The 25,549-nt window shown below is 65.5% G+C and carries 27 protein-coding genes and 1 pseudogene; 17 read left to right on the top strand and 11 right to left on the bottom strand.

Annotated elements, in window-relative coordinates:
- Positions 1–25 precede the first annotated feature (25 nt).
- A complete protein-coding gene (locus AC6CHX_RS06140) occupies positions 26–184 on the top strand; it encodes a hypothetical protein (protein WP_498272066.1) in 159 nt (52 codons plus the stop codon).
- A 31-nt stretch (positions 185–215) separates the two neighbouring features.
- Here AC6CHX_RS06140 and AC6CHX_RS06135 read toward each other — a convergent pair whose 3' ends face one another.
- The gene (locus AC6CHX_RS06135) at positions 216–725 is read right to left on the bottom strand and encodes a DUF4188 domain-containing protein (protein ID WP_498272065.1); all 510 of its coding nucleotides are present in this window, start codon (positions 723–725) and stop codon (positions 216–218) included.
- Positions 726–795: 70 nt separating this feature from the next.
- On the opposite strand from AC6CHX_RS06135, the gene AC6CHX_RS06130 reads away from it, so the two are divergent.
- The 3 genes from AC6CHX_RS06130 (at position 796) to AC6CHX_RS06120 (ending at position 3,283) form a co-directional block, all read left to right on the top strand.
- A complete protein-coding gene (locus tag AC6CHX_RS06130; protein ID WP_498272064.1) occupies positions 796–1,410 on the top strand; it encodes a MerR family transcriptional regulator in 615 nt (204 codons plus the stop codon).
- 80 nt (positions 1,411–1,490) lie between these two features.
- Positions 1,491–1,859, top strand: a complete 369-nt coding sequence (locus AC6CHX_RS06125) for an aldo/keto reductase (RefSeq protein ID WP_498272063.1) — start codon at positions 1,491–1,493, stop codon at positions 1,857–1,859.
- Between the two features lie 533 nt (positions 1,860–2,392).
- A complete protein-coding gene (locus tag AC6CHX_RS06120; RefSeq protein ID WP_498272062.1) occupies positions 2,393–3,283 on the top strand; it encodes a hypothetical protein in 891 nt (296 codons plus the stop codon).
- A gap of 208 nt (positions 3,284–3,491) precedes the next feature.
- Here AC6CHX_RS06120 and AC6CHX_RS06115 read toward each other — a convergent pair whose 3' ends face one another.
- The 6 genes from AC6CHX_RS06115 to AC6CHX_RS06090 all read right to left on the bottom strand — a co-directional run bounded on the left by AC6CHX_RS06115 (position 3,492) and on the right by AC6CHX_RS06090 (position 10,416).
- A complete protein-coding gene (locus tag AC6CHX_RS06115; RefSeq protein WP_498272061.1) occupies positions 3,492–6,464 on the bottom strand; it encodes a type I restriction endonuclease subunit R in 2,973 nt (990 codons plus the stop codon).
- Positions 6,461–7,513 (bottom strand): restriction endonuclease subunit S, encoded by a 1,053-nt coding sequence (locus AC6CHX_RS06110; RefSeq protein WP_498272060.1) that lies wholly within the window; start codon positions 7,511–7,513, stop codon positions 6,461–6,463. Before AC6CHX_RS06110 ends, AC6CHX_RS06115 begins: the two co-directional genes overlap by 4 nt.
- 145 nt (positions 7,514–7,658) lie before the next feature.
- Positions 7,659–9,185, bottom strand: coding sequence for a type I restriction-modification system subunit M (locus AC6CHX_RS06105; RefSeq protein ID WP_498272059.1), 1,527 nt, complete (start codon positions 9,183–9,185; stop codon positions 7,659–7,661).
- Positions 9,186–9,310: 125 nt separating this feature from the next.
- Positions 9,311–9,499 carry a hypothetical protein gene (locus AC6CHX_RS06100; protein WP_498272058.1) on the bottom strand — a complete coding sequence of 63 codons (189 nt, stop codon included), beginning with the start codon at positions 9,497–9,499 and terminating at the stop codon, positions 9,311–9,313.
- Positions 9,500–9,562: 63 nt separating this feature from the next.
- The gene (locus tag AC6CHX_RS06095; RefSeq protein WP_498272057.1) at positions 9,563–9,691 is read right to left on the bottom strand and encodes a GIY-YIG nuclease family protein; all 129 of its coding nucleotides are present in this window, start codon (positions 9,689–9,691) and stop codon (positions 9,563–9,565) included.
- A gap of 119 nt (positions 9,692–9,810) precedes the next feature.
- A complete protein-coding gene (locus AC6CHX_RS06090) occupies positions 9,811–10,416 on the bottom strand; it encodes a hypothetical protein (RefSeq protein WP_498272056.1) in 606 nt (201 codons plus the stop codon).
- A 203-nt stretch (positions 10,417–10,619) separates the two neighbouring features.
- On the opposite strand from AC6CHX_RS06090, the gene AC6CHX_RS06085 reads away from it, so the two are divergent.
- Both AC6CHX_RS06085 and AC6CHX_RS06080 read left to right on the top strand, forming a co-directional pair.
- On the top strand, positions 10,620–11,348 hold the full coding sequence (locus tag AC6CHX_RS06085; protein WP_498272055.1) for a hypothetical protein: 729 nt from the start codon (positions 10,620–10,622) through the stop codon (positions 11,346–11,348).
- A gap of 76 nt (positions 11,349–11,424) precedes the next feature.
- Positions 11,425–11,937, top strand: coding sequence for a hypothetical protein (locus AC6CHX_RS06080; RefSeq protein ID WP_498272054.1), 513 nt, complete (start codon positions 11,425–11,427; stop codon positions 11,935–11,937).
- Positions 11,938–12,367: 430 nt separating this feature from the next.
- On the opposite strand, the pseudogene AC6CHX_RS06075 reads toward AC6CHX_RS06080, so the two are convergent.
- Positions 12,368–12,604, bottom strand: a pseudogene (locus tag AC6CHX_RS06075) (transposase); the annotation flags it as partial.
- A 127-nt stretch (positions 12,605–12,731) separates the two neighbouring features.
- Here AC6CHX_RS06075 and AC6CHX_RS06070 point away from each other — a divergent pair.
- Together AC6CHX_RS06070 and AC6CHX_RS06065 are read left to right on the top strand one after the other, a co-directional pair.
- The gene (locus AC6CHX_RS06070; RefSeq protein WP_498272053.1) at positions 12,732–14,129 is read left to right on the top strand and encodes a DUF262 domain-containing protein; all 1,398 of its coding nucleotides are present in this window, start codon (positions 12,732–12,734) and stop codon (positions 14,127–14,129) included.
- Positions 14,130–14,154: 25 nt separating this feature from the next.
- The gene (locus tag AC6CHX_RS06065) at positions 14,155–14,973 is read left to right on the top strand and encodes a hypothetical protein (protein WP_498272052.1); all 819 of its coding nucleotides are present in this window, start codon (positions 14,155–14,157) and stop codon (positions 14,971–14,973) included.
- 503 nt (positions 14,974–15,476) lie between these two features.
- On the opposite strand, the gene AC6CHX_RS06060 is transcribed toward AC6CHX_RS06065, so the two are convergent.
- Positions 15,477–16,979, bottom strand: coding sequence for a SulP family inorganic anion transporter (locus tag AC6CHX_RS06060; RefSeq protein WP_498272051.1), 1,503 nt, complete (start codon positions 16,977–16,979; stop codon positions 15,477–15,479).
- 141 nt (positions 16,980–17,120) lie between these two features.
- On the opposite strand from AC6CHX_RS06060, the gene AC6CHX_RS06055 reads away from it, so the two are divergent.
- Positions 17,121–17,636: a hypothetical protein gene (locus tag AC6CHX_RS06055; protein WP_498272050.1), complete on the top strand. Its 516-nt coding sequence runs from the start codon at positions 17,121–17,123 to the stop codon at positions 17,634–17,636.
- A gap of 185 nt (positions 17,637–17,821) precedes the next feature.
- Positions 17,822–18,364, top strand: a complete 543-nt coding sequence (locus AC6CHX_RS06050; RefSeq protein WP_498272049.1) for a hypothetical protein — start codon at positions 17,822–17,824, stop codon at positions 18,362–18,364.
- An 11-nt stretch (positions 18,365–18,375) separates the two neighbouring features.
- On the opposite strand, the gene AC6CHX_RS06045 is transcribed toward AC6CHX_RS06050, so the two are convergent.
- Entirely contained in the window at positions 18,376–19,605 is a 1,230-nt protein-coding gene (locus AC6CHX_RS06045) for an MFS transporter (RefSeq protein WP_498272048.1), read from the bottom strand.
- Positions 19,606–19,687: 82 nt separating this feature from the next.
- Here AC6CHX_RS06045 and AC6CHX_RS06040 point away from each other — a divergent pair, with 82 nt between their 5' ends.
- Together AC6CHX_RS06040 and AC6CHX_RS06035 are read left to right on the top strand one after the other, a co-directional pair.
- Positions 19,688–19,990 carry an ArsR/SmtB family transcription factor gene (locus AC6CHX_RS06040; protein WP_136041847.1) on the top strand — a complete coding sequence of 101 codons (303 nt, stop codon included), beginning with the start codon at positions 19,688–19,690 and terminating at the stop codon, positions 19,988–19,990.
- Positions 19,991–20,101: 111 nt separating this feature from the next.
- A complete protein-coding gene (locus tag AC6CHX_RS06035; RefSeq protein WP_498272047.1) occupies positions 20,102–20,497 on the top strand; it encodes a hypothetical protein in 396 nt (131 codons plus the stop codon).
- A gap of 49 nt (positions 20,498–20,546) precedes the next feature.
- Here the strand turns inward: AC6CHX_RS06035 and AC6CHX_RS06030 are convergent, their stop codons facing one another.
- Positions 20,547–21,041 (bottom strand): MarR family winged helix-turn-helix transcriptional regulator, encoded by a 495-nt coding sequence (locus AC6CHX_RS06030; RefSeq protein ID WP_498272046.1) that lies wholly within the window; start codon positions 21,039–21,041, stop codon positions 20,547–20,549.
- Positions 21,042–21,130: 89 nt separating this feature from the next.
- On the opposite strand from AC6CHX_RS06030, the gene AC6CHX_RS06025 reads away from it, so the two are divergent.
- From AC6CHX_RS06025 to panB, 5 genes are all read left to right on the top strand, one after another.
- Positions 21,131–22,060, top strand: a complete 930-nt coding sequence (locus tag AC6CHX_RS06025; RefSeq protein WP_498272045.1) for an NADP-dependent oxidoreductase — start codon at positions 21,131–21,133, stop codon at positions 22,058–22,060.
- A 223-nt stretch (positions 22,061–22,283) separates the two neighbouring features.
- Positions 22,284–23,165: a DUF2520 domain-containing protein gene (locus tag AC6CHX_RS06020; RefSeq protein ID WP_498272044.1), complete on the top strand. Its 882-nt coding sequence runs from the start codon at positions 22,284–22,286 to the stop codon at positions 23,163–23,165.
- Entirely contained in the window at positions 23,162–24,151 is a 990-nt protein-coding gene (gene panC / locus AC6CHX_RS06015) for a pantoate--beta-alanine ligase (protein ID WP_498272043.1), read from the top strand. The genes AC6CHX_RS06020 and panC overlap by 4 nt, the downstream gene beginning before the upstream one ends.
- Positions 24,151–24,561 (top strand): aspartate 1-decarboxylase, encoded by a 411-nt coding sequence (panD, locus tag AC6CHX_RS06010; RefSeq protein WP_498272042.1) that lies wholly within the window; start codon positions 24,151–24,153, stop codon positions 24,559–24,561. The genes panC and panD overlap by 1 nt, the downstream gene beginning before the upstream one ends.
- Positions 24,558–25,427: a 3-methyl-2-oxobutanoate hydroxymethyltransferase gene (panB, locus tag AC6CHX_RS06005; protein WP_498272041.1), complete on the top strand. Its 870-nt coding sequence runs from the start codon at positions 24,558–24,560 to the stop codon at positions 25,425–25,427. Before panD ends, panB begins: the two co-directional genes overlap by 4 nt.
- The last annotated feature ends 122 nt before the right edge of the window (positions 25,428–25,549 follow it).

The raw sequence follows: 25,549 nt of genomic DNA, 5'->3' as shown, positions 1-25,549 counted from the left end.
CGACCTTTCCTGAGGAGCGTGAAGTATGACCGCATCAATGTTCAGCTGGTGGGGCCTCGTCATCAGCGTGGTCGCTCTTGTCGTGATCGTGGCGATCGTGTTCTTCGTCGTGCGGGGGATCGTTCGATTCTTCCTGCGACGCCGTCCAGAGCGACCGGGCGCGTCCCCTTCATCTGTGGAATGAGCCGGCAGCGGATCGAGATTCGATCGACGGACTACTGCTCGACGCTGGCTGAAGACTGCGCCTCGGTCCGTCCCTCGGCGAACCGCGCTTGCGCCCGGTCCTGACGCCGTCCGACCTCGACGAGCTCCGTCGCCTTCGGCAGGCCCATCGGCTTCGTCGAGACGTACACGCTCTCGGCGGTGTCGACGCGGAATGTCTCGTGCCAGACGCCGACCGCTCCCGGAGCCTTGCGGGCTGCGCGGTTGAAGGCGGTCCAGGCGGGGCGGTGCTGCTGGTTCGGGCTGGACGCGTAGGCGTAGAGCTTGTCGACGGATGACCAGTACTGCACGACGTAGGGTCCGCCCGAGCCGAACAGCAGGTGGTAGCCGAGCATGCCTGAGTCGGGGTCGGTGCTGACTTCGCGCAGCATCCCCGGCATGGCGAAGAAGGCCGGCATCCACAGATCGGGACGCCACCAACGGTTGATCTGCATCCCGATGTGGAACACGACGAGCTCGCCCTCGTGGCGGTGGGTCATGCGGCCCGTGATGACTTTCGACATGATGACTCCTTGCTTGGATAGTTTCACTATCCATAATGGATAGCGCTACTATCGAAGTCAAGAGGTGGCCATGAGAATTTCCGAACTGTCAGCCCAGACCGGCGTGACCGTGCCGACGATCAAGTACTACCTGCGCGAGGGGCTGATGCCCGAGGGCGAGCGCAGTGCGCCGACTCAGGCCGCGTACGGTGAGAAGCACGTGGAGCGGCTGCGGGTGATCCGGGCGCTGCTCGACGCGGGGGTGAGCATCGCCGAGACGCGACGGGTGCTTGCGGCGTTGGATGAGCCGCCGGAGAGTGCGCACGACCTGTTGGGGACGGCGCATGCGGCGATCACTCCGCCGGTGGATGAGTCTTTGGATCTGACGGACGCTGAGGCCCTTGTGGCAGGGCTCGGGTGGAAGCCGGGGATGTGCGACGAGGCAGTGCTGCATGCGGTCGCGCGGGCGCTGCAGGGGTTGGAGCGGGTCGGGTTCACCGTTCCGGATGCGGCGATGGCGGAGTACCTCGCGAGCATGCGGCGGATTGCGGATGCGGAGATCGCGGGGGTGCCGGAAGAGTCTGCGGAGGCCGCGGTGCGGTACGTGGTGCTGGGGTCGGTGCTGGTGGAGCCGTTGTTGCTGGCGTTGCGGCGGGTGGCGCAGCAGGTTAGCTCGGGGGAGCGGTTTGGATCCAATCCCGCCTGACACTCCTTGCGGCACAGCGTGCTGTTCGAAGCGTCGGTTCCACGCTGCGGAGGGCGCACGCGGTGCATCCGATCGCGGCCGTGCAGTCGGAGATCTCGCTCTTCGCCCGCGACATGCTGCGCATCAATGGGGAGGCGACGGCCCACGAGCCCGGCACCGGGGTGGTGGCATCCTCTCCGCTCGGGCGCGGGACGCTGACCTCGGGCATTCGTTCGCTGGACGAGCTGGCGCCCGAGGATGCGCGGCGCGGACTGCCGCGCGTCCAGCCGGAGGCCTTCGCGGCGAACCGTCGGCTGGTGGAGCGGGTCGCGGAGGTTGCGAGGGAGCATGGGGCGACGGTCGCGCAGGTGGCGCTCGCGTGGGTGCTATCGGAAGGCGTGGTGCCGATTCCGGGGACGCGGAGGCGGGACCGGTTGGAGGAGAACGCGGGGCGGCGGAGATCGCATTGAGTCAGGACGAGCGGATGCGGTTGGCGGATGCTGTGCCGGTGGCCGAGGCTGTGGGATCGGAGGATGGGGTCGATGCGGGGGTGGGGTGGACCGGTGGGCGAGAGAAAGCCCCAGACAGCAGCATGCACCGGCATTGGGGTCGCAGTGACCTCGCGCGCTCGGCGGTCGAGCCTCGTTGGCTCGCCACGCACTGATCGCTGTGTCCATGGATCTTCGATCTCGGCGGCCGGTCCCTGTGCCAGCAGTGCCTTGGTCCTATGTCGTAGTTCCATCATGCGACGCGACTGAATGAGGCTTATTACCGACTGCGATCCCTCCGCAACCATCATGCGCCCTCCATAGACTGTGGTTGTGAATCTGGGCTTCAACGCGTACATCCGCGAATCGGAAGGCCGGGGTCGAGTATGACTTCCGGATTGGGAAAGAGCCACGAGGATGTGGCGGTCTCCGCCATTCTGGAAGACGCCGGCTTCGTTGTGCGATCTGCCCTTGCGTTCCGAAGGCACTCACCTGAGCAGCTATCCGTTCTCGGGATGGCCATGCTGCCTGCATTCGGTTTGATCACTTACGAAACTCGAAAATGGCTAACCCGACATCGACCGGACCTTGCGCAGACCTTGCCTGATGCGGAGCTGGAGCTTGTCGAATCCATCCGCAACGCATCCAAGTGGTTTGATGCGAGCGAAGATGGGCAAGATGTCGCAATCGAGCGCTTTCGCGCTCTCACCGTGGATCACAAGTCGCAGTTCATGGGCAAAACTCCGTTCTCGTGGGCACGAAAGTGGGAAACCGACCTTGGCCTCTACACGCATCGCGGGGTCGATGTCCTCGACACGCACCTAGTCGGGACGATTCTGGGAGCCGACGCATTGGAAAAAGCTACAGTCGTGCGCGATATGTCGGCGACGGTGTCGGCGCAGGCAGCTGTTCTGACGAGCGAACGTGAGGATCTCCCGTCATTCATGGACGCGTTGCAGCCCTTCGGCCGGCGGGATGTACGAAGCGACGACTACTACTCGGCTGCTGGAATGGATGATATCGCCGAGAGCGGATACCTTCACTTGCTGCGCTCGACCTTGGGATTCTTGGAGCTGCTTACGCCGGCTAGTCCCCACGACGAGGGAGTGCTGTTCAAACTCCAGTTCGTTGGCCTCTACCATGCGACGCGCGCCATTCGACGCTTGGACGCAAGAGTCGCACCTCCGAACCTGCTGACGGACGGGGATGGGCCTAGGCAGCTTCGAAACGATCTCGTCCACTATTCGCCTAACCATGCGTACCCGATCTCTGCTCTCGACGGAGCGCGGCCCAGGCAGGCGCTGGCCGAGCACGCATTCAACGATCGCTTCTCGAGCGTGGCCGGGCAGGTGCGCTCTTCAGTTGCCACGCTTCACGCACAGCTGCGTGCACGCCTAGGGCACTGAGCGCCGAGCGGACTCGGTCTCGGTCCGAAGCGGACCCGGTGGGTCATTGCTGAAGCGCTATTTTCTCCCGGCCGCGGCGGACTGAGCTGTCCCGCGACTGTCCGCCCCTCCGCAAACCGCGCCTGCGCCCGGTCCTGCCACTTCCCCATCTAGACCGTCTCCGTCGCCTTTGGCAGCCCCATCGCCTTCGTTAATGGGCTCCAACCTCTCAGTAGTGTTTCAGGATGTACTTCCAGGCCGACTCCATCGGCTCGCCGGTGCGCGGCAGGGAGTACTTCTTGAACAGGGCGTTGAGCTCGCGCTTGACGGCCTTCATGGACGACTCCTTGGTGGTCCACTGCGGGTGCACCGCGTGGCTGACCAGCTGGTCCACCTCCTTGGCGATCTGGCTCACCATCACCGTCATCCCTGCGGGCTTGTGCTCCTCGAAGATGCGGGTGAGCATCCCCACGTTCGGGTCCGGCAGGTCGGCGAGCACGCCCTCTTCGTCCGAGTCCTCCACGGTCTTCAGGTCGGTGGCGACGCTGAACAGCTTCACAAGCCAGGCAACCGAGTCGTCCGCGTCTGAGATCACTCTCTGCCGTAGCTGGTCCAGCCGTTCGGCGATCGAGCTGTAGGCGCCGACGTTCGCGCCACCGCCTTCGAGCTTTTTGCGGATCCTCGCCGTGAGGGAGTCGACGATCTCCTGGGCAGACTTGCCCTCGTACTCGGTCGGCACGGGCGGCAGCTGGCCAGAGTCCGTCATCTTCCGGATGGTCTCGGCGTCGGCGATCACCACGGCGATGTTGCGGTCGTCGACCCGAACGTTGCGCATGTGCGCGTGCACGAGCTCGCGGGTCTTCGGTCCCAGACGCTCCCAGAGGATGTCGTCCTCATCACCTTCGCTCGGGATCGCGGCATACACCTGCGCGTACCAGCGGTAGTCGCCTTCCCAGTCCGAGAGCTGCTCGTCGGGGGCAATGGTTTCCCACAGCCCCTGGGCGTACAGGTACTCGGCGCGGTACTCGGCGCGGTCCTCGCTGTCTTGCGGGACCCGTTCCAGGGCCTGCTGAAGCGAGTCCATCGACCCGTCGCGGGTGATGCCCACGAAGCGGCGACGCATCTCCTTCAGTGCGGCGTCCAGGCTCTGCAGTAGCGCGTCGGTCTCGATCTGCCGCTGTGCGTGCTCGGGGTCGCTAGGGGCGATCGCGCGCGCGAACGCACCGCCGAGGCCGACATAGTCGACGATCGTGCCATACCGCTTCGTGAACCCGGTGCCCGGGTGTCGCCAGGGCCTGTTCGTGCGGGTGATCGTCTGGAACAGCGTGTGCAGCTTCATCGGCTTGTCCAGATACAGCACACCCTCGATGGGCGCATTGAAGCCGGTGCCGAGCTTGGCGGTCACGACCAGGAACTTCAGGTCGTCTTCGACGTCCCGGAACCTGTCCAGCAGCGCCTCCTCCTCGCCCTCGGAGAGCTTGTACGACTCGAACTCGGACTTGCCTGTGGCGGAGATCACTACTGCTACTTCTGCGGCTCTACCAGCCGCCTGCAACTGCTCCCGTAGTGCCAGCACATACAGGATGCACAGCTCCTGGTCGGCGACGACGACCTGCGCCTTCATCCCGTGCGGATCGATCGAGGCGTAGAAGTGCGCGACGATGTCGGCCGCGACCTGCTGGATGCGCTCGGGGTTATGGAAGATCGCCCGGGCGTTGGCGACCCGGCGCGCGAACGACTCCTTCTGCGTGTCGCTGAGGTCTTCCTCATCCGCCAGCGCGTCGAACGCCGCGTCCAGCTCCTCCTTGGCGACGTCGAACCGGACGGGCCTGGGGATCACCCTCATCGGCACGGTCGTGCCGTCGGCGATCGAACGATCAGAGTCGTAGGTGTCCAGCGCCCAGCCGGGATCCCGCTCGTCACCGAACAGCTGATAGGTGTTTCGGTCCAGGTCCGCGATCGGGGTGCCCGTGAACCCGAACCGGTGCGCGTTCGGCAGGGCAGCCCGCATGTCGGAGCCCAAGGACCCCTCTTGTGTGCGGTGCGCTTCGTCCACGAGGAGGATGACGTTCTCTCGCTCGGTGAGGACCCCGGCGCCGGCGAACTTGTGTACGGTCGCGGCGATGATGCCCCGCGCTCCATCTCGGAGGGCCTGCTGCAACGCTGCGGTGCTCTGGGCCTTCACCGGCTCCGGCACGCCCGCGGAGGCGAACTGGGCGAAGGTCTGAGTGACCAGCTGCGTGCGGTCTGCCACGGCGACGATGGTCGGGTTGTGCATCCGCGGGTCGAAGTAGAGCCGGGTCGCCACCCACGACATCGTGAGCGTCTTCCCCGACCCCTGCGTGTGATAGATCAGGCCCCGAGAACCTGCCGCGCTGGTCGCGCGGGCGAAGATCTTCTCCACCGACTCGTACTGGAAATAGCGTGGCAGCAGCTTGATGGTCTGGCCTGAGCCGCCGTCCTGCCGGTCGTACATCGCGTAGTGCTCGATTAGGTTCAGGACCACGCGCGGCGCCAGGAGGCCGGTGACGCTCATCACGACCCGGTCCCAGCCCTCGATGGTCGCCGGCACGGTGCTGGATCCCCACCTCTGCCAGTGATCGAGCGGAGTGCGCACGCCGGCGTACCGGAAGTCCTTGCCCTCGGTGGCGAAGGAGAGCACGTTCGGGACGAAGAACTCGGGCTGGTGCTCCTCGTAGGACACGTAGATGTCCTTCGCGCCGTCCTTCCAGCTCTTCACCACCGACACCGGCGTCTTCGTCTCGCCGATGACCACGGGGATGCCATTGATCCAAAGCACCACGTCGAACCGGGCGCCGCGGTAGGTCACCTCGTCCGAGACCAGCAGAGTGTTCTTCTCTGGGTTCTCGAAGTCCAGCAGTTGGAACGGCTCATCGTGGTTGGTGTCCGGCATCAGCACCGTGCCGCCGCCGCGCAGCAGGTGCGTGAACTCCTCGTTCACGACCATGAGCCCCTCGGACTCGGCCGACAGCGCCACCTGGCGCACCTTCGCGAGCACGGCATCCGTCCTGCCGGTGAGCTCCGGGTTCAACCTCTCGATCGCGTCCCGCAGGTCCGCTTCGATGAAGACCTGCTGCGTCGTACGCGGAAGGTTCTTACCCTCGACGTGCGTCCAACCGGTATCCACCAGTAGGTCGATGAGCGCGGACTGCACGGTGCCCTTCTCGGTATAGCCGGTCATGCGGCAACCTCCTCGTTAAGGTTCAGGAGTTGGTCATAGCTCGAGGGGATCTCGTGCTCGCCCGAGAGCAGGACGGTGAGCAGGTTACTGCGGAGGGTTCGCAGGGCTTCGGCGGTGGCGCGGGCCGCTTCGGCGCTCGCGTGAATTGCCGCCACCTCAGCGACGATGCGCTCCTGCTCATTAACGGGAACAAGCGGAATCCGGACGCGTGCCAGTTTCTCGCCGGTCAGATGCTTGATCGTCGATCCAGAAACAAAGTCGTCAAGTTCTCCGCGTGGCGCGGCGTACTCGAAATAGGCCTGAAGGTAGTGCGGGACAAGATCGTGGTTACAACGAATCCGATGCAGAGCCTTCTGGAAAAAGATCCCCTCAAGGTCCTCAGCCAGAACTGCTGCCCGGCCGATCTCGCCCCCTTCGCACACGAGGACATCCCCTCGGAGCAGGCGGAATTCGACGCGGTCTGCAGCGGTGAACGGCATCGTCTTGAGGTCGCGAAGGTCAAGTGAGCCCCATCGGACGTTGCTGTTCCTAAGATAGGGCGCATCAGTTCCAGTATTCTGCGCCTTGGACAACATCTTCCCCAGCCGCATCTTGGCGAGAGATCCAAGTGGCACTCGCCGGTCGGCATTAGCGAAGTGTTGTGCGAGCAATTCCATACGGAGCTGGGCGGCCGAACCGGCCTCGATGCCAGCCACCTCGACCGCATCATCGACAGCCCCGAGCAGGTCCACGATCCGGCGCTGTTGACCAATGGGCGGCAGTGAGATCGGGATCGACTCGAATGCGCCCTTGCTAAGCGTCTTGCGCCTCAAAACCGTCCCTACGCAACGCGTTGACATCTCCTCGTGGAACTTCGGCCATGTCGTGAGAAGCGCCATGTAGCCCGGCAGAATCTGTGTGCGATCAAGCACGTAGACCGGGAAAGTCTGTGGTGTGACGAACGATTTCTCGAAGTCCGTCGTGACCACCGAGCTCGGTGCCTCGAACGCGGTGATCGTCCGGTAGACGAGGTCGTCCGCGTGCAGTTCCATGAGCTTCTCGAACTTCATCGAATCGCCGCGCGCAGGCTCTCGATCAACGAGACCCCAGCCACTTCGTTGCACGCCGACTATCCGGTAAAGCTCGTCTGCGCGAACAGGGGTGAAGTCGGACCGTCGCGTGGCCACGTCCCCCAAGCAAACCTCCCGCCACCCCTCACGCATCGAAGGCCGCCTCCCGTAGCCGCAGGTCCAGCGCCGCGCGCGCAGCGTCCATGGCCTCCTGAGCCTCACGCAGCGACGCCAGTGCTGCATCGACGTCAGCCTCCGCGCGAGTCTCCGTCTGGATGTACCGACCGATGTTGAGGTCGAAGCCATTCTCGCGGATGTTGTCGCGGTGCACGAGCTCGAGAGCGAGCCCGCCCGCACCGTCGATATCGATGCCGCTCTTGTAGGCCGCGTCGATCGCGTCGACGTCGTCGTCGCCCAGGGTGTTTTGGTTCTTGCCGGGCTTGAAGCGAGTCCGCGCGTCGATGAACAGCACGTGCTTCTCGCGCTCGCCGCTCTTCTGCGCGCGGAAGATCAGCAGACAGACTGGGATCGTGGTCGAGTAGAACAGGTTGTTCGGTAGACCGATGACAGCCTCGAGCTTGTCCTGCTCGATGACCCACTGGCGCATCTCGGCTTCGCGGCCGCCGCGGAAGAGCACACCGTGGGGCATGACCACGCCGACGCGCCCGGTGTCTTCCTTCATGGTGGAGATCATGTGCTGGATCCACGCCCAGTCGCCGTTCTTCGCCGGCGGGACGATGCCGCCCAGCGCCCGCTTGTAGCGGTCCTTCGCCCAGGTCGATGCCGGCCAGTTATCCAGCGAGAACGGCGGGTTGGCGATCACGACGTCGAACTTCCGCAGGCGTCCGGCGTCGTCCTTGAGCTTCGGGTCACGGAACGTGTCGCCCCGCTTGATGTCGAAGTCCTCCACGCCGTGAAGGTAGAGGTTCATCCGCGCGATGCCCGCGGTGGTGAGGTTCTGCTCCTGGCCGTACAGGAACAGCGACCTGGGGTTGCCGCCTGAGAGCTTCACGGCTTCGGTCGTCTCCACGAGCATGCCCGCAGAGCCGCAAGCGGGGTCACACACGGAGTCACCCGCCTGCGGGTTCAGGATCTTCACCAGCAGGTGCACGACGTGCCGCGGGGTGAAGAACTCGCCAGCCTTTTTGCCCGATGCTTCTGCGAACTCGCGCAGCAGATACTCGTACGCTGATCCAAGCATGTCGCCGGAGACGTGGTTGGGGTCGAGCGTCAGCTTGTCGAAGACCTGCATGAGCGCCCGGAGCGCCGATTGCGGGATGCGCTCCTGGTTGGACCAGTTCACGTCCCCGAAGACGCCGGCGAGCTTGCCCGGATTGGCTTCCTGGATGGCGACGAGGGCCTTGTTCAGCGCCTTGCCACTATTCTTCGTGACCTCGAACGTGTCATCCCAGTGAGAGCCTTCGGGGATGACGAAGGTCTGATAGTCCTCGTCCTCGAACTCCTGCGACCATTCGTCGCCCAGGTCGTCAAGCGCCTGCTCATGGTGGAAGTCGTAGACGTCGCTGATCCACTTGTAGAAGAGCACCGGGAATACGTAAGCCTTGAAGTCGCCGGGATCGACGGGGCCACGGAGCGCATTCGCAGCTCCCCAGAGAGCCTGCTCCAGCTCTCGCTGCGTGAGGTGGTTAGGGTTCGCAGGCGCGAGTGTCATCGGGTCTCCTTCTCACGAATGCGCGGCCCCTCACCGCGTCACTCGATCCCTACCGTATCGGCCTACCTGCGTCCCGAGCTTTGCTCCCAGGTCGGAGAGATCCATCAGACCACGTGTCGTGGCGCTCAGCTAGTTCTCGCCTGCACGAACTTTGCAATGGTCATGCCCTCCACCAGCTCGCTGGCATCAACATCGAGCGCTTCGGCGATGCGTGCCAGCGACCGCACGTTCATCAGGCCTCGCCCGCCTCGTAGCCGTGGATGTTGGACGACTCGATCTGACTCGCTTGCGGCGGCAAGCTGATCGATGGTCATCGAGCGGTCCTTGCGAGCGGAGATCCGGGAGCCGATGTGAGCGGCATGAGCACCTGGAGGCCCTCAGTTCAGATTCATCCCATGCGCTCGGCTGTCCAGTGCGTTCTTCCAGAACGACTCGCGCGCCAGGATCGTGTCAGCCCGGGTCTTCGGGTCGAAGATCTCCAGGATGGAGTACTGGAAGTTGTCCACGATGTGCGCATCGCCGAGGTCCTGGCGGAGCTGTTCGAGCTCCCGGTTGCCGCCGGTGAGGTTCTTCAGGTGCGCGTAACTGGACCAGCGCTGCCACAGGCCGTTAGCCTCCCCGGACGCTACCCCACGTACAACCGCCCGCAGCTGAGGTCGGTGATCACATAGACGCCCTTCACGCTGGAGAGCGCGTCCTTCCAGCTGGGCTCATCGCCGGCGATGATGCGCTGCAGCTCGTGATGCCGCAGCCGGACGTTCTGGTATCCGGGGAAGGTGCCCAGCTTCACGTCCGGTGCGAGCTCGTAGACCTCCGGTGCAAGGCTCTCCTGCAACCCCACGTAGTGGCGGAGGTACGGGGCCCGACCGATGGGCCGGTCGAGCTTGATGATCAGGCGCTTGATGTAGTCGTCGTGCAGCTGGAGCGGGGTCAGCTCATACCCCAAGCCGTCGAAGCGATCGGGCTTGATCTCCCGCACCTCGAATGCGCCCCCGAAGATGAAGTACTGGGGTCCATAGGGGTAGTACTGCGCGAAGGAGAGCAGGTAGCGAGCACCACCCATGTTGTTGTTCGTCTGCTTCGTTCGCCACTGATTCAGCCGGAGCCAGTGGTCATGGTCGTCCATGAGGAAGTCCCACGCCTCACCGCTGCCATCGCCGGCGCGCATGTTGAGCTTCACCTTCGTGAGCTGCGGCTCCGGGACTGGCAGGAAGTCGGTGAAGGTGATCACGAGTTGCTCCCATCAGGCTGGCGGCGAGCGAACGGACGCTCCCAGAAGTCACTCTACGGATACGCCCCAGTCCCAGATGAGCGGTGGCGCAACGACACCCACTCGACGCGCTCGCGCTCGTCCTTCGACCGACCGTCCAACCGATATGCTCGCGATGACCCGGCGGCGAGTTGTTCTCCCGGGACCAGGAGAGGGAGAACCCGATGACGGACAGTGGCGTGCGCGCTGAGGCCGAGACCACGAAGTACGACACCAGGAGCGTCCAGACGATCCGCGGCACCGAGAAGCTCACGATCGCGAAGTGGGAGAAAGATGGCTGGGAGCTCGTCACCCAGAACAGCGGCAAGCTCCGCACCGAGCTCGTCTTCCGCCGCCCCAAGCCTCCGTTCCAGTGGAAGCCGCTCGCGATCATCGGCGGAGCGCTCGTGGTCCTGGGCATCTTCATCGGCATCATGGTCGCCGTCACCGGCGGCGACAAGGGTGACACCCCGGCGCCGGCGGACACCCCCAGCGCCGAAGCTGTCGCGCCGCGAGACGAGCCGTCGACAGAGCCCGAGGAGCCCATCGCGACGGCTCCCGCCGAGGAGCCTGCGCCCGATCTCTCCGCTGCCGTGCCGATCACCGTCGACGAGCTGCTCGACAGGCTCAACTCCACCGACATGGGAGGCATCACGACTGGCGACCTCTTCAAGGTCACGGGCGAGCTGTTCATGTCTGATCTGTGGATGACAGGGGCCACCGGCGACTACTTCGTCATGCTGAAGGCGCAGGGCGGCGCCCAGGACCTGACAGTCTTCACCGACGAGTCCGAGGCTGCCAGTTGGACGGACGGCACGAAGGTCGAGATGGTGCTGCGATCAGAGGAAGCCACGATCGACGGCGAGACGAGCGGCGGTTGGCTGCGCGCAGTGTCGACTACGGTGCTCCCGTAGGAACACTCCGAGGCTCTCTTCCCGAGCGCGCCGGCGGATCTCTTCCATCGTCTCCCGTCGGTGGGAGGATCGCACGATGAACACCTCGCGCGCAGATGACCGCCATGCCCGCGCCGCGATCGCTGCTTTCGATCTCATCGAGACGGAGGTCCGCCCGCATCTGGCCGCCGGCGGCAACCTTTGGACCAAGGGGTCAGGAGGGTACCCGCGCCGGCTTCGGCAGATGCTTCGTGCGCTTGACGACGGCCATGCGGTGACCTTCGCGACCCGGGACGCGATGCAGCTGTCGCCGGGCGAACGGAAGGTCGAGCACGTGATCCCGTTCAAGCGGATCATCGTGGAGATCGTCGATCCGAGCCAGGCTGATCCGCGATCGAACACGCGCCAAGAGCCGATCGCAGGTGGCCCGGCCACGTCGCCAGAGCACCTGCTGTCGATCTTCAACCAACTCCTCCAGAAGTGCTGGGTCACCAAGGACGAGCACGACCGCCTGAACCGCGCCGGCAGGAGTCTTCAGTGGGATGCGCCCGACGGCGACGGCTGGGCGCGGTATCGCCTCGCGGATGTGGTCGCGTACCCACTGGCCTAGCCCTTTCGGGCACACGCACAGTCATCGGGGTGGGCGCTTCCGGTGTGACACCGCGGGGTCTGCCATCTCTGCGGCAGATAACTCCCGGCTGGGGAGCTCGCCGCCTACGAACCCGCCGCACGTCGAGTGCGCTGCTTGACCTGCCCCGCTGAGCCTCTCTGGCAGCACGCTCAGATCGCTCCATCCTGGAGCGTCCCGCTCGGGCAGATCCGCTTGAAGTGGATCGATTTCGAGCGTCGACAGGGCACCCGCTCGGCGTCGATTGCGTCGGGTGTCTCGAAGTGTTTCACTGCGCAGACGACGATGGGTGGTCAAGTCCCCGGTAGTCGTGTATCGCTGTCCTTGGTGTGAGGGGTAGGGCGCTGAGCTGGAGGATGGTGTCGGTCGCCTCCTCGTTTCCGGTGTCGCGGACGAGGGCGAGTCGGCCGTTGGCGAGGATGTCGGCGCGGGCGGCGTCCAGGTGGGCGTGCGCGGTGGGGAGCTTGTCTTCGACGTACTCCAAGAGCCGGTCGAACTGTGCGTGGACGCTGGCGGCGTCGGGCTAGTGGTAAACGGAGTGCAGCATCGCTTTGAGTGCCGGCCAAATGCTCTTCGGACATACGTCTAGGTGTGCTTGCACTCCGGGAAGGTGAGCGAGTCTGGTGGAAGCGTCTGTTGCGCGCAACCTGCAAATGTTTAACATGGACCGTTCGAACTCGCGTGCTCCATAGTTGTCGCCGGTACACGGATTACGGCCCCGAGCACGCCGGGGAGTAGTCTCGCTTCTGAGATTCCGATCACGGGCTGACGATGGGGTGAGTTATTTGAGGCAGGACGTGCTCTCCTTTTCGGTAGGTCAGCTTGTTCGGATGATTGATGATGGGGTCATCGGCCTACCGAACTTTCAGAGAGACTTTGTCTGGCCGCCTGCTCGAGTCGCAGCGCTCCTCGACAGCGTGGCGCGCGACTGGCCGATCGGAACTCTACTGTTGGTGCCACCGGTTCCAGAGTTAGCGATGCGCCCGATCTCTGGCGCGCCGACCTTGCGCCGCGACGGTATCAGGTACCTAGTGCTGGATGGACAGCAGCGCCTGACTGCGCTTTATCAGGCAATTGCTGGCGTGGGCGAATACGGCTTCTTGCTCAATCGAGCTCGCGGCACGGATATGGACCAACTCTTTGACTGGGAGTTGACATCTTCCACTAACCGAATGGATGCACGAGATCAGTTAAGCCGGCTAGCTCATTACAATCTTCCGTGCGTCGTGCTCGAACGCGACATAGAGGTATACGAGCTGGCACAGATCTTCGAAGCGATCAATACGCCGGGAGTGCCGATCGACGTCTTTGACCTCGCAAACGCCCGCGCGGGTGCGATCGGAATGGACCTGCGAAAGAGCTGGGACGAGCTTGGGGAAATTCATCCAATCCTGTCCGATTTCCGCGTGACAGCGCTCGAAGTTCTCCGCCTTGTGGCGCTCCGCGCGGCCAGCGAGGACGTTCCTGCCGTAAAGGGCCTGCGTGCAAGTGACCTGCTCGATATCCCACCGCAACATATTGCGTCCGCCTGGCCGGGGGCGATCGAGGATTACGCGAATGCGCTGACATTTCTGGTCGCGAACGCGGGTGTGGTCGAGCCCGCCGATTTGCCATCGAGTCGCGCCGCCTTGCTTGCCGCTGCAGAACTTCCTCGCATCGGCCCTGCGGCCACTCTGGACACGTATTGGAACTCCGTCCTGAGGCCAGATGACCTTTCGGATGCTGATGTTCTCAATGTCGTTCGCAAGCGCGACACGATCAAGACCCGAGAGACAGCACGATTCTTGAACGCCCCGCTGGAGCACGTATCTCGCGGCGGTAGCCGCACCCTGACGCGAGCAATTCGCGGGCTAGCGCGGATCAATGGGGGGCGAGACCCATTTGACGATGGCGAACTTGCTCAGCGCGAGCTGCGGGAGTTTGAGTACCACCCGGGCTACGGCATCGTCGGTCCGGCCACCGCAAGAACTGAGCTCGCGAAGGTCATCTATCTGAGCGGCTCCAGCGCCACGTCCGTCCGGCTACGCCTGCGGACGGCGGCAGCTGTTCCTGAGTACGCGCTCGATCCGGCGGCGCTGGCGTCGCAGGGTTTTGAACTTGGCTCACGCGACGCCGACGGGCGTCTTAAAACGCTGTTGAGATGGGTGAGAAGTGTCGTCAGTGAAATTCTCTAGTGGTCAAACGCAGGCACGCCGTCCGATGCGCCCGTGGCTCTGGTTCTGCTCGTTTCTTATTGCAGTAATCCTGGCACTCGCAGCGATGGTTGGAGTCGTTCTGGCTCTGCACGGTTGGCTCACTGACTGGGGGAAGCCCATTGACGAGTTGGGTGTAGTTGGCGACATGTTCGGGGCCGCTACAGCCCTCTTTTCCGGTATGGCCTTCGCGGGCCTGATCATCGTTCTGGTGTATGACATGCGCGAGCGGGAGCGCGATCTATCGGATCGGATGGAGTCACGTCGGCCCGTGCTTACCGTTCGATTCGGCGAGGGTGAAAGCGACGGGGATGTCGCGCAGGCTACCGTATCTCGTGCGGTACACGAGTCAGGGCGCGGCGTTGACCTTCGGCTGGAGATCACGATTCCACTTCAGTCGCTGGCAGACGTGGCTCTTAAGCCCGCATTCGAGCTCACAATCGTGAGCAGTGGTTCTGACATCTGGACGGAGTCGCGGGCGATTGGTTTGCCGATCAACTCGGGTGACAGCCACGAAATGCAATTCGTGGCACAGTTCTCTGGCGCGGTCGGCCGTGCACTCCTCACCAACTTGGTTACAGACACCGGTGCTCGGCTGCGGGCCACCGCTAACTACGACTCCGTATCTGGAGTGCGATGGCACACGATCGTAGAAGCGGAGCTTCAAGTGGCGCCGGAGGACGAGGGGTTCGCCCGTCAGGTTCTCTCGGAGACGGGCGCTGTTGACAAACACGCGCCTGGACGGGTTGCCGTTTCGCTTAAGACGGACGTGAGCGTCGACGCGTCTACCTGGAAGCATGGAGGGGTGGGTGCGTCTTCTTCCTGAGTCCCCGCTCTTGAACCACCTGCTTCTTGCGGAGCAATCGTCCGCAAACTTCTGAGAGTCCCAGCCGATAAGACCGCCCCCAGTATCTGGGCTGTGCTCGAATCGCTCGCTCAAGAGCGCGATGCTTCATTCGGGGTGGCGCCGCGGTGGATGCGCAGAAGTTACATCATCTGGAGGAGCGCAAGTGTCCCCCGGTCGACACCAGGTGGCTCTCGGGAACCAAAGGACGTCAGTCAACGGTTAGCATCTGTCAGGCGTTAATCCTGAGTCTCCTATGCAGCGGGACGTGGGGATCATCCGGCACGGGTCGAGCTGCACTGTCGGGATGGTTCCGCTCTCGATGCCGAGCTTGATCTTGCAGTAGGCGGCGCCGACGAGCGTGCTCCACGCGCTCGAGCTCGCGCCGGGGAGGTATAAGCCCTCGGCCTGCCGACCCATCACTGCACCAGTATTGGTGGCTTCCGAGACGCATTGAGCGCTGCCGGTCTGCTCCCGGAGTCTCGTTACTCAAACCCACCCGTCAACCGCCCGCGCATCCGCGAGCTGCTCTCATTCATCCCGACGATCTCCACCGTCTTCCCCAACGCCTGATACTTCGTCTCGATCGCATCCAACGCGGCAACGGTCGACGCATCCCACACATGCGACCCCGACAGATCCACGACAACCCGCTCAGGGTCGTCCGAGTAAGAGAACAACGTCGTCAGGTCGTTGCTCGACGCGAAGAACAGCTCCCCTTCCACGACATACGTCACCACGTCGCCCGCCTCACCGAGAACCCGAGTCACCGACACGAAGTGCGCCACCCGCCGCACGAACAGCACCGACGCGACCAGCACCCCACCGACAACCCCGACCGCGAGGTTGTGCGTGATCAACACCAGCACCACCGTCGCCACCATCACGAACGTCTCGCTCTTCGGCATCCGCTTCAACGTCGACGGACGCACGCTGTGCCAATCGAACGCTCCGATCGCGACCATGATCATCACGGCCACGAGGGCTGCCATCGGGATCGTCCCGACGAAGTCGCCGAACACGACCACCAACAGGAACAAGAAGATCCCGGCACAGAACGTCGAGATGCGGGTCCGCGCGCCCGAGGCCTTCACGTTGATCATGGTCTGACCGATCACGGCGCAGCCGCCCATGCCGCCGAAGATCCCCGACAGCACGTTCGAGACGCCCTGCCCCCACGCCTCACGACTCTTGCGCGAGTGGGTATCGGTGATCTCGTCGACGAGCTTCGCGGTGAGCAACGACTCCATCAGCCCGACCAGCGCGACCCCGAGCGCGAACGGCGCGATGATCGTGAACGTCTCCCACGTGAGCGGAACGTTCGGAATGAGCAGCTCCGGCAAGCTCTTCGGCAGCTCGCCCTGGTCGCCGACGGTGGGCACGGTGATGCCGAACGCGAGAACGACGCCCGTCACGATGACGACCGACACGAGCGGCGCCGGCACGATCTTGGTGATCTTCGGCATCAGGATCATCACGACGATCCCGAGCGCGACCAGCGGATACACCAGCCACGGCACGTCGATCAGTTGCGGGAACTGCGAGCTGAACACGAAGATCGCCAGCGCGTTCACGAACCCGACCATGACGCTGCGGGGGATGAACCGCATGAGCTTCGCGACGCCGATCACCCCGAGGATCACCTGGAAGATGCCGGCGAGGATGACCGTCGCGATGAAGTAGTCCAGCCCATAGGCCGGGGCGACGGGTGCGATGACGAGCGCCACGGCTCCGGTCGCCGCGGTGACCATCGCCGGACGCCCGCCGAGGAACGCGATCGACACCGCCATGATGAACGACGAGAACAGCCCCACCTTCGGGTCGACGCCCGCGATCACCGAGAACGCGATCGCCTCGGGGATCAGCGCGAGCCCCACGACGAGCCCGGCCAGCACCTCGCGGGTCAGCATCCGCGGATTCTTCAGCGCCTGAAGCACCGTGGGGTTCGCCCGGTACCGGGCACGATCGTCGATCGTCGTTTGAGACATGGATGCTCCAGAGGAAGGCGCCTCGAGATGAGGCAGACGTTCCAGCGTAGATCCGATGCTGCGGATGCGGGGCTCCTCCGCCCTTCCTTCCCGCGAACTCCTCCGACAGGATGAAGAGGACCGACCTCGAAGGAGACCGCCGTGTCGCTCACCCCGCCCTCACCCGCGCAGGCCGACGCCGCCGTCTCCGGGCTCCCCTTCGCCGCGGTGATCGCGGGCATCCGCCGAACGCTCATCTGGACGATCGTCGCGGGACTCGTGTACGCCACCTTCATGACCGGTAGCAAGGGCATCTGCCCGGGCGGCGTCGACGCCGACGGCGGGTTCATCGACGCCGACGGTCGGTCGGTCGACCAGGCTCCGCTCTGCGTCTCACTGACGCTCCGCCCCAGCGTGTTCGTCTACGCAGGCATCGCGCTGATCGTCCTGATCGCGATCGGCCGCGTCGCCAAGGCATCCGACGAGCGTGCAGCCCTGCGGACGCTGGAACGCGCGATCCAAGGAGCTGGCCTGCTCGTCGCCATTGCGCTCGTCGTGTCGCACGTGTGGTTCCAGCTCACCCCGCTCGATCAGTTCAACTCTGGATCCTGGTCGGTCTTCAGCCCCTTCCCGCTCGGGGTCATCGACGTCGTGACCGAGCCGATGACGGGGTCCTGACGGCGGCATCGAGCATTCGACGCGGCAACTCGCTGAGGCGCGAGCCGGGCGGTTGTCACTCCTTTCGTTGTGACACATGCACTGAAGCCTCGTAAGTGGGCGCGAGATATCGGGTCGATTCGAATCGGTGGCGCCGTGATCGCTAGCCTCGAAGTCGTATTGATCAGATCTGAGGAGCGGCACAGATGCAGTGGGGCTGGAATCCGGACTCGATCGCAGCGATCACGACAGCACTCGCCGCCCTCGCTGCGGCCTTCGCTGGCTATTACGCGTGGGGCGCCTACAAGCTCGAGCGCGACCGTGAGAAGCGCTCGTCAGAGAAGTTGAAGCGCCAGCAGGCCGAGATGGTCTCCGCATGGAGCGTTGTTCGAGAAAGCGATGACGGCGAGTTTCATATCGAGCTCCTCGTGCAGAACCTGGCCTCCGCTCCCATCTACGAGGTGAGGCTCGGGCTGGAAATCGGCGGACCCTGTTTCTACGCGGGTTGGGCGCGAATCGTTCCACCCAGCGTGCGCGATCCGTTGCTGGTGCCCGTTGCAAAGAGCGGGCACGAAACATGGCGCAAGTGGGTGAAGGGCCGACCGACGAAAGCTGCACCATACGTCGAGCTGACGTTCTGTGACACAGCAGGGACGTGGTGGCACCGGGACACCCGCGGTGCGTTGGTAGAGATCGACGCTCGCGACAACTACCGCTACGAGAAAGCGAGCGCTGCAGCCTCGGCGTGATCGCCTGACGCCTACCGCCCCGCCCGCACCCGCAGCCCGAACGCGACCCCCGCCAGCGCGATCACCACGACCCCGTATCCCACGCACACGGCCTCGAGCCCGACCACCCCCACCAGCGCTCCGGCGATCACGGCCGGCACCCCGAACGCCAGATACGCCAGCAGGTAGATCACGGCGAAGGTGTCGGCGCGCTGCGTCGCCGGGATCCGCGGCGCGAGCGAGGCGACCACTCCCGAGAACGCGGTGCCGAAGCCCATTCCGGTGACCGCGGCCGCGACGAGGTAGAACGGCAGCGAGCCGACGCCCAGCGCGATCAACGACAGTAGGGTGCCGACCGCGAGCGCCGACGTGCCGAACAGCACCATCGACCGCGCGGCGATCTTCCGCAGCACGAACGCCGTCACGGCGCCGACCCCGGCGAGCAGCACGACCCCGAGCCCCTGCCACACATGCGCCTCGCCGCCGAGCTCGCCGCGCACGATGTTCGCGCCCAGCGACAGGAAGAGTCCACCCGTCGCCCACCCGGCGATCACGGCCGGAGCCCCGCGCCAGAAGTCCGCGCGAATCGCCGGCGGGATCGACAGCCGGAAGCTCAGCGACGCCCACACCCCCGGCTTGCGCGGCGCCGTCTCGGGCACGAGGAAGAACAGCGCCGCGAGCAGGATGTACGCCGAGCTCAAGGGCGCGAACACGTCGAGCAGCGCCTCGCCGCTGACATCGAGCACTACAGCCGACACGAGCGCCCCGAGCGCGAGTCCGATCCCCGGGCTCAGCGCGTTCCACAGCGCCGCGACCCCGGCGCGCCCGCCCGGCGCGAAGTCGAGCACCGTCGCCGACAGCGCCGAGATCAGCAGACCGCTCGCGACCCCCTGCAGGATGCGCGCGAGGAACAGCATCGCGACGGCATCCGCGTGCCAGAACAGGAACATGCTCCCCGCCAGCAGCAGGAACCCCGCGATCACGACCGGGCGACGGCCGACGTGGTCCGAGAGCGACCCGGCGGTGAGGAGGGTGAGCAGCAGCGCCACCGCGTAGACGGCGAAAACGGCGCTGATCACGATCGCCTCGAACCCGATCTCCTGCGCGAGCACCGGGTAGAACGGCGACGGCGCACTCGCCCCGACCATCATCAGGATCTGCGCCACGATCGCGAGCACGAATCCGAACCGCGTGCGGGGGACGGCGCCCGACGAGGCGCTGCCCGCGATCGACGGGCGGATGATCGGCGCGGTGCTGGTCATGGCGACTCCTCATAAGGTTCGAGAATCATCGAACTATCGGAGCGTACTCGCCATCCATCGATTGTTCAACTATTCTCGAACCATGCCTGGCGATCTTCCGCACCCGGAGCGCTCCGAGATCCAACTCACCGACGTGCTCTTCGCGCTCAGCGACCCCGAGCGCCTCGCCATCACGCGCCAGCTCGCCGACGGCCCCCTCGACATGGCGTCCTGCCACGCCACCGACCCGAACCTGCCGAAGTCGACCAAGTCGCACTTCATGAAGGTGCTGCGCGAATCCGGCGTCATCCGCAACGAGCCGAACGGGCGCCGACGGATGCTGACGCTGCGGCGCGACGACCTCGACGCGCTCTTCCCCGGGCTGCTGGACTCCGTGCTCCGCTGAGAGGCGCGTCACTCGCCTTCCGATGCCGTCGCTGACTTCGGTCCGCTCCCTGGTCGAGAAGGTGAAATGTTAGTACGGTGGTGCCTCGGGGATCAGGCCAGGAGGGGCATCATGCGCATCAAGGAACCGTCCGCCAAGCTCGGGTATGTGCTCGTCGTCGTCGTCGGACTCACCCTCACTGGGATCCCGCTCTCGACCATCAGCATCGGTCTCGGATTCCTGTGGGGACTGGCGTGCCTTGTGGCGGCTGTCGTCGTAGCGGCTCGGATTTTCCGTGGCGCAGGAGAATCCGACGCTCCTCGACCCTGGTGGAAGATGACGAGCACGCGAGGGGGCGGAATCCTCCTCAGCGCGCTGTTCCTCATTCAGGGCGTCACCGCATCCGTCGGCGTTTTCACCTTGTCGAACCCGCCATTCGCGCTCGTCGGTGCTCTGGTGGCGCTGATCGTGTCCGCCTTCTACCTGAACTCGGCGATCAGGACTCGGCCGGTCCCGACATCGGCCTAGAGGGAAGCGGGCCGCCGGATACGGCGCGGAGGAGTCCGACCGCGGGTCCTCAGCCCTTCTTCCGGCTCCCCGCTGACCGCGGCGGGTTCGCCCGCAGATGCGCACTGACCTGCGTGAGCACGCGCTCGAGCCCGTCGACATCGTCGGCGGTGAGCGAGTCGAACAGCAGGCTCTTGACCGTCTCGATGTGCCCCGGGAAGACCGCCGCGAGCACGCCGCGTCCCTCCTCGGTGATCGTGACGTTCGTGCTCCGCTCGTCCTCCGGTGACGGAGTGCGGGTGACGAGGCCGCGCTGCTCCAGCAGCTGCGCCTGATACGTCAGGCCACTCCGGCTGTAGACGACTCCGTCGGCGAGGTCGGTCATGCGCTGGCTCCCGCCCGGGGCGTCGCCGAGCCGCGCGAGCAGCTGGAACTGCACATAGCTGAGCTGCCCGGCATCCTTCAGCTGCTTCTCGACCGAGTGCCGCAGCAGGCTGCTGACCTCGGTGAACGCGAAGTACGCCGAGAGCTCTTTCGGCGACAGCTGGGCGGGAGTGGGGTTCATCCGTCCAGTATACGTGTTGCTTCGAATTCGAAGCAGTGCTATTGTAACGTTATTGCTTCGAATTCGAAGCATCGACGAAGGAGAGAATCATGAAGGCAGTACGGTTCCACGAGGTGGGCGGCCCCGAAGTCCTGCAGTACGGCGAGATCGAGCAGCCGAACCCCGGCGCGGGTCAGGTGCGGCTGCGGGTCGCGGCCTCGGCGTTCAGCGCAGCGGACAACGGCATGCGGGCGGGCTTCCTGCCGATCCCGCTGACGCTGCCGCACATTCCCGGCTACGACGTCTCGGGCACGGTGGATGCCGTCGGCGAGGGCGTCACGGGCTTCGCGATCGGCGACCCCGTGATCGGCTTCCTGCCGATGGGTGAAGACGGCGGCGCGGCGGAGTACACGATCGCGCCGGCGGATGCCCTGGTGCCGGCCCCGACGAGTGTTCCGCTCGCCGACGCCGCGGCATTCCCCTCGGTCGTGCTCACCGCGCGGCAGGCGCTCTTTGACGACGGCGACCTGCAGGCGGGCCAGCGCGTGCTCATCGTCGGCGCCGGAGGAGTCGTGGGGAAGTACGCGATCGCGCTCGCGGCCAGGGCGGGGGCGCATGTCATCGCGACCGCGAGCCCGCGGAGTGCGGAGGCGGTCCGCGCCGCCGGTGCGCACGAGATCATCGACCACACGGTCACGCCGGTGCTCGATGCGGTCTCCGAGCCGGTCGACATGCTCCTCAACCTGGCCCCGATCGAGCCGGAGGAGTTCACCGCCCTGGTCGCGCTGGTCCGCGACGGAGGCGTCGTCGTGAGCACGACCGCCTGGATGCCGGCGCCCGACGACGCCGACCGCGACGTGCGCTCGGTGGTCGTGTTCGTCCGCAGCGATGCCGCACGGCTGGCGGAGCTCGTCGGACTCGTCGATTCGGGTGATCTGCACCTCGAGGTCACGCGGCGCATCCCGCTGGCTGAGCTCCCGGCGCTTCATGCCGAGGCGGCTGCCGGGCCGATCGCCGGCAAGGTGATCGTCGTGCCGTGACGACGGTGTGCGAGCGGGATGCCGGGCCGACGGTGGTCGGTCCGGCACCCGCACGCCGTGAATGGTCGAGAGCGAATCGATAACTTGGTTGCGCCACAACTGGGCGTAAGAACGAGTAAGCCGGGGGAGCAGCTTGTCATATTGCTCCTAGATTTGGAGTGGATGCCGCGATGGGCGGATACTTCTGGCATCCGGACCGCCCCCACTCGGCCGGGGAATCGACATGCAGACCTCTTCCTCACTCGCGCCAGGAACGACCATCGCCATCGTCGGCGCCGGTCGTCTCGGACGCGTACTCGCCCGCTCGCTGCGCGGGGCCGGATTCGACGTCCTCGGACCGCTCCGCCGTGACCAGTCGATGCCGAACGCCGACGTCGCGCTGCTCTGCGTCCCCGACGCCGCGATCCCGGCGGTCGCGTTCGTCGCTCGGCCGCATGTGCGGCTCGTCGGACACGTCTCGGGTGCCACCTCGCTCGACGACGTCGACTTCAGCCTCCACCCGCTGCAGACCTTCACGGGTGCGGAGACGCCCGACGTGTTCCACGGCATCGGCGCCGCGGTCGCCGGCCGCACCGACGACGCCCGCGCGGTCGCCGAACAGCTGGCCCGGGCTCTGGGGGCTCGTCCCTTCACCGTCGACGACCGCGGGAGCTATCACGCGGCGGCATCCTTCGCCTCGAACTTCGTGCTGACGGTGCTCGATGCGGCGGAGCAGCTCGCCGCGGCCGCCGGCATCCCGAGCGACGATGCTCGCGAACTCCTCGCCCCGCTCGTCGGGCAGACGGTCGAGAACTGGAAGGGCCTCGGCGCGCAGGACGCCCTCACCGGACCGATCGCGCGCGGCGACGCGGAGACGGTTGCCCGCCAGAGGTCGGCTGCCGAAGAACTCGCCCTGCAGGAACTGTTCGACGCCCTCGCCGCCGCCACGCGAACGATCGCCTCTCGCGCCGAAGACCCGGTACGGATGTCGGGAGAAGGTACGGATGCAGGAGGAAACGCGGCCGTTCCGACCGACATCCGTACATTCTCCCGACAGGTGGACGGTGAAGCGACCGGCGAGGGGACCGGCGAAACGACCGGCGCCCCGAAGGAGCCTTCCGCATGAGAATCCTCCGCACCATCCCCGAGGTGCGCGCGGCCGTCCGCGAGGCTCGGCTCGCCGACCGTACGGTCGGCCTCGTCCCGACGATGGGCGCCTTCCACGACGGGCACCTCTCGCTCATGCGGGCCGCGCGCGCGGCATCCGATCTCGTCGTCGTCTCGCTCTTCGTCAACCCGACCCAGTTCGGCGCGAACGAAGACCTCAGCACTTACCCGCGCGATGAGGCCCGCGACGCCGCGCTCGCCGAGGCCGAAGGGGTCGACATCCTCTTCGCACCCGCGGCATCCGAGATCTACCCCGACGGGTTCGCGACGAACATCCACGTCGCGGCGCTCACGGATGTGCTCGACGGCGCGAGCCGCGGAGCGCACCACTTCGACGGCGTCGCCACGGTCGTGACCAAGCTGTTCGGGATCGTCCGGCCGGATGCGGCGTACTTCGGGCAGAAGGATGCGCAACAGGTGCTGGTCGTCCGCCGCGTCGTGCGCGACCTCGACCTCGACGTGCGGATCGTCGCGTGCCCGATCGTGCGGGAGGCCGACGGGCTCGCCATGAGCTCGCGCAACGTCTACCTCGACGATGCTTCCCGTCGGCGGGCAACTGCGCTGAACCGGGCGCTGGATGCGGCGGCATCGGTGCTCGCGGCGGGGGAGCACGGAGCTGACGGCATCCTGTCGGCGGCGCATCGGGTGCTCGAGGATGCCGGGATCGCCCCGGAATATCTGGAGCTTCGCGATGCCGAAACTCTGGAGCAGGTGACCCGCGTCGAGCGGGATGCACTGCTCGCGGTCGCCGCACACGTCGGAGCCGCCCGACTGATCGACAACCATGTGCTGTCCGCTGTCGATCCGGATGCTGCCGATTCGGCTGCTGCCGATTCGGCTGCTGATGATCCGGATGCCGCCGATCGGGATGTCGTCGATTCCGTGACCACCGACCCGGATGCTGCCGACCTGCACGCCACCACTGAACCGAAGGGCGACGCCTGATGCGACGCACGATGCTGAAGTCGAAGATCCATCGGGCGACCATCACCGCCAGTGATCTGCACTACGTGGGCTCGATCACGATCGACCCCCTCCTGCTCGAGGCCGCCGACATCCTGCCGCAGGAGCAGGAGCAGGAGCAGGAGCAGGTGCACGTCGTCGACGTCGACAACGGCGCCCGCTTCGAGACGTACACGCTCGTGGGGGAGCGCGGATCCGGGGTCATCCAGGTCAACGGCGCCGCCGCCCGCCTCGTGCACACCGGCGACACGATCATCGTCATCTCCTATGCCGACTATTCGCGCGAAGACCTCGAAGGGTACGAGCCAGTTGTCGTGCATGTCGACCGGGACAACGCGATCATCCAGGTCGACGACGTCGTCGACCGTCTGCTGACGGGGGCCCGCGCATGAGCGCGCACGCCGCCCCGCGAAAGCGCGTCACGCTCGCCGCCCTGGCCGCGAAGAAGGATGCCTCCGAACCGATCGTCATGGTCACCGCCTACGATCACCCGAGCGCGCAGATCGTCGAAGCTGCCGGTGTCGATGTCGTGCTCGTCGGGGATTCCGCGGCGATGACCGTGCTCGGCTACGACAGCACCGTGCCGGTCACGGTCGATGAGATGCTGATGCTCACCAAGGCGGTGCGCCGCGGGCTGACCCTTCCGCTGCTGGTCGGCGACCTGCCGTTCGGGTCGTACGAGGCCTCGGACGAACTCGCCATCGCGACCGCACAGCGCTTCATCAAGGAAGCCGGCTGCGATCTGGTGAAGATCGAGCGCGGCGGCACGACCGTCGACCGCGCGCGGGCGCTCGTGCAGGCCGGCATCCCCGTGGTCGGGCACGTCGGGCTCACTCCGCAGACGGCCACGGCGCTCGGTGGCTACCGCGCTCAGGGTCGCACCGCCGAGGCCGCGCTCGCCGTGATCGACGACGCCGTCGCGCTGCAGGCTGCCGGGTGCTCGATGCTCGTGATCGAGGCGGTGCCGTCCGAGGTGACCGCCGCGCTCGTGCCGCTGCTCGACATCCCCGTGATCGGCATCGGGGCCGGAGCGGATGCCGACGGGCAGGTGCTCGTGTTCCACGACCTGCTCGGGCTGTACGACGGCGGGGCGGCCAAGTTCGTCAAGCGGTACGCGGAGTTGCGGGCGGCCGCTATCGGCGGGGTGGAGGCGTATGCGGTGGAGGTGCGCGGGGGCGTGTATCCGGCGATCGAGCACGGGTATGCGATGCCGGAGGGGGAAGCCGTGCGGCTCGGGGAGTTGCTCGCCGGGCGCTGAAAGGACTAGTGGATAGTTTCGAGGCTAGTGGTGTCTGTGGAGGAGTGGTCGCGGGTGCCCTGTCGTGGTTTTCTGCGGAATTCTGGGATGCGATACGGAGATAACTACGAAGGTAGCGTGTT

Source organism: Microbacterium sp. GQ128, assembly GCF_059758615.1.
Note: the sequence above shows the minus strand (reverse complement) of the source record. Positions and strands in the feature narration are given on the sequence as shown.

What these genes read in the sequence shown, in the direction of transcription:
- panB (WP_498272041.1), top strand. Translation starts at nt 24,558, where the DNA reads ATGAGCGCGCACGCCGCCCCGCGAAAGCGCGTCACGCTCGCCGCCCTG.
- AC6CHX_RS06135 (WP_498272065.1), bottom strand. Translation starts at nt 725, where the DNA reads ATGTCGAAAGTCATCACGGGCCGCATGACCCACCGCCACGAGGGCGAG.
- AC6CHX_RS06130 (WP_498272064.1), top strand. Translation starts at nt 796, where the DNA reads ATGAGAATTTCCGAACTGTCAGCCCAGACCGGCGTGACCGTGCCGACG.
- AC6CHX_RS06110 (WP_498272060.1), bottom strand. Translation starts at nt 7,513, where the DNA reads ATGAAGTTCGAGAAGCTCATGGAACTGCACGCGGACGACCTCGTCTAC.
- panD (WP_498272042.1), top strand. Translation starts at nt 24,151, where the DNA reads ATGCGACGCACGATGCTGAAGTCGAAGATCCATCGGGCGACCATCACC.
- AC6CHX_RS06045 (WP_498272048.1), bottom strand. Translation starts at nt 19,605, where the DNA reads ATGACCAGCACCGCGCCGATCATCCGCCCGTCGATCGCGGGCAGCGCC.
- AC6CHX_RS06120 (WP_498272062.1), top strand. Translation starts at nt 2,393, where the DNA reads ATGGCCATGCTGCCTGCATTCGGTTTGATCACTTACGAAACTCGAAAA.
- AC6CHX_RS06115 (WP_498272061.1), bottom strand. Translation starts at nt 6,464, where the DNA reads ATGACCGGCTATACCGAGAAGGGCACCGTGCAGTCCGCGCTCATCGAC.
- AC6CHX_RS06020 (WP_498272044.1), top strand. Translation starts at nt 22,284, where the DNA reads ATGCAGACCTCTTCCTCACTCGCGCCAGGAACGACCATCGCCATCGTC.
- AC6CHX_RS06065 (WP_498272052.1), top strand. Translation starts at nt 14,155, where the DNA reads ATGCGCCCGTGGCTCTGGTTCTGCTCGTTTCTTATTGCAGTAATCCTG.
- AC6CHX_RS06050 (WP_498272049.1), top strand. Translation starts at nt 17,822, where the DNA reads ATGCAGTGGGGCTGGAATCCGGACTCGATCGCAGCGATCACGACAGCA.
- AC6CHX_RS06060 (WP_498272051.1), bottom strand. Translation starts at nt 16,979, where the DNA reads ATGTCTCAAACGACGATCGACGATCGTGCCCGGTACCGGGCGAACCCC.
- AC6CHX_RS06085 (WP_498272055.1), top strand. Translation starts at nt 10,620, where the DNA reads ATGACGGACAGTGGCGTGCGCGCTGAGGCCGAGACCACGAAGTACGAC.
- AC6CHX_RS06100 (WP_498272058.1), bottom strand. Translation starts at nt 9,499, where the DNA reads ATGACCATCGATCAGCTTGCCGCCGCAAGCGAGTCAGATCGAGTCGTC.
- panC (WP_498272043.1), top strand. Translation starts at nt 23,162, where the DNA reads ATGAGAATCCTCCGCACCATCCCCGAGGTGCGCGCGGCCGTCCGCGAG.
- AC6CHX_RS06140 (WP_498272066.1), top strand. Translation starts at nt 26, where the DNA reads ATGACCGCATCAATGTTCAGCTGGTGGGGCCTCGTCATCAGCGTGGTC.
- AC6CHX_RS06080 (WP_498272054.1), top strand. Translation starts at nt 11,425, where the DNA reads ATGAACACCTCGCGCGCAGATGACCGCCATGCCCGCGCCGCGATCGCT.
- AC6CHX_RS06040 (WP_136041847.1), top strand. Translation starts at nt 19,688, where the DNA reads ATGCCTGGCGATCTTCCGCACCCGGAGCGCTCCGAGATCCAACTCACC.
- AC6CHX_RS06035 (WP_498272047.1), top strand. Translation starts at nt 20,102, where the DNA reads ATGCGCATCAAGGAACCGTCCGCCAAGCTCGGGTATGTGCTCGTCGTC.
- AC6CHX_RS06105 (WP_498272059.1), bottom strand. Translation starts at nt 9,185, where the DNA reads ATGACACTCGCGCCTGCGAACCCTAACCACCTCACGCAGCGAGAGCTG.
- AC6CHX_RS06030 (WP_498272046.1), bottom strand. Translation starts at nt 21,041, where the DNA reads ATGAACCCCACTCCCGCCCAGCTGTCGCCGAAAGAGCTCTCGGCGTAC.
- AC6CHX_RS06025 (WP_498272045.1), top strand. Translation starts at nt 21,131, where the DNA reads ATGAAGGCAGTACGGTTCCACGAGGTGGGCGGCCCCGAAGTCCTGCAG.